Below are 1,502 nucleotides of genomic sequence, written 5' to 3'. Positions count from 1 at the left end.
GGAGTGAGCGTGGCGAGCGTGTGTCACGTGGCGTGGGGGCAGGTGGTGGCGCGGACGAGCGGACGCGAGGAGGTGGTGTATGGGACGGTGCTGCTGGGACGGATGCAAGGTGGCGAAGGGGCGGAGCGTGCGATGGGGCTGTTCATGAACACGCTGCCGGTGAAGGTGAGGGTGGGTGAGGAAGGAGCGGCGGCGAGTGTGCGGGGGATGCAGGAGCAGTTGGGAGAGTTGTTGAGGCACGAGCAGGCGTCGTTGGCGTTGGCGCAGCGGTGCAGCGGGGTGGCGGCGCCGACGCCGCTGTTCACGTCGCTGTTGAACTATCGGCACAGTGCTGAAAGAAGGCCGGCGCGGTCGGTGGAACAGGCGCGGGTCGGGCAAGGCATGCAGCGTTTGCATGGAGATGAGCGCAATAACTATCCCCTGACGCTTTCCATCGATGATGTTGGCGAAGAGTTCTGGCTATATGTTCATGTGGATGCTTCAGTTGGCTCTGAAAGGGTGTGCCGCTACATGCACCGGGCGCTAGAGTCGCTGGTCGAGGCGCTCGATAGCCAGCCCGCCAAGCCGCTGCGCACGCTCGAGGTCATGCCTGAGGCAGAACGTCAGCAAGCAATTTATGAGTGGAACGCGACCAAGGCCGACTACCCGCGCGACCGGTGTGTGCACGAGCTGTTCGAGCAGCAGGTCGAACAGACCCCAGAGGCCATGGCGGTCGTCTGCGGCGAGGCGCGGCTGACTTATGGCGAACTCAACCGCAGAGCCAATCAACTCGCCCATTACCTGCGCCAGCTCGGCGTCGGCCCCGATGCCCGCGTCGCCATCTGCGCCGACCGCGGCGTCGAGATGATGCTGGCTGTCCTCGCCGTCTTCAAAGCCGGCGCTGCTTACGTGCCCCTCGACCCCCAGTACCCTGCTGAGCGCCTGCGCTACATGCTCGAAGATAGCGCCCCGGTTGTGCTGCTGACACAGGGGCGCTGGCGAAGCCTGTTGCCGCCACTCGATGAGCGCGTGGCGGTCATCGATCTCGACGCGCCGGCCCCGGCCTGGCCGCCACTGCCCATCTCGAATCCGACCCCGGATGGCGTCGGCAGCCGCCGCCTGGCCTACCTCATTTACACCTCGGGGTCAACCGGCCAGCCCAAAGGCGTGATGGTCGAGCAGCGCGGCATGATCAATCACCTCTATGCCAAGCTCGCTGACTTGCAGTTGCGGCAGACGGACGTGGTGGCGCAGACCGCCTCGCCCAGCTTCGACATCTCGGTGTGGCAGATGCTGGCGGGGTTGCTGGTCGGCGGACAGGTGCAGATCGTCGAGGCGCGCCAGGCGCACGACCCACAGCAGCTGTGGCTGGCCCTGCAAGCGGCCGGGGTGACGGTGTGGGAGACGGTGCCGTCGCTGCTGGAGGCGATGCTGGGGGAGGTCGGCGACAGGCAGGCCGGTGTAGCGAGTCTGCGCTGGGTGCTGGTGACGGGCGAAGCCTGCGCGGTGGGGCTGTGGCGGCG

The 1,502-nt window shown here is 66.6% G+C and carries 1 protein-coding gene; it reads left to right on the top strand.

Annotation, left to right across the window (positions count from 1 at the left end; translation table 11 throughout):
- A partial coding sequence (locus VJ464_21525) for an AMP-binding protein (GenBank protein ID HKQ07721.1) occupies positions 1–1,502 on the top strand: 1,502 nt, incomplete at both ends.

The organism is Blastocatellia bacterium (genome assembly GCA_035275065.1).
In the GTDB taxonomy this organism is placed as follows: domain Bacteria; phylum Acidobacteriota; class Blastocatellia; order UBA7656; family UBA7656; genus DATENM01.
This window is presented reverse-complemented; position numbering and strand designations above follow the sequence as displayed.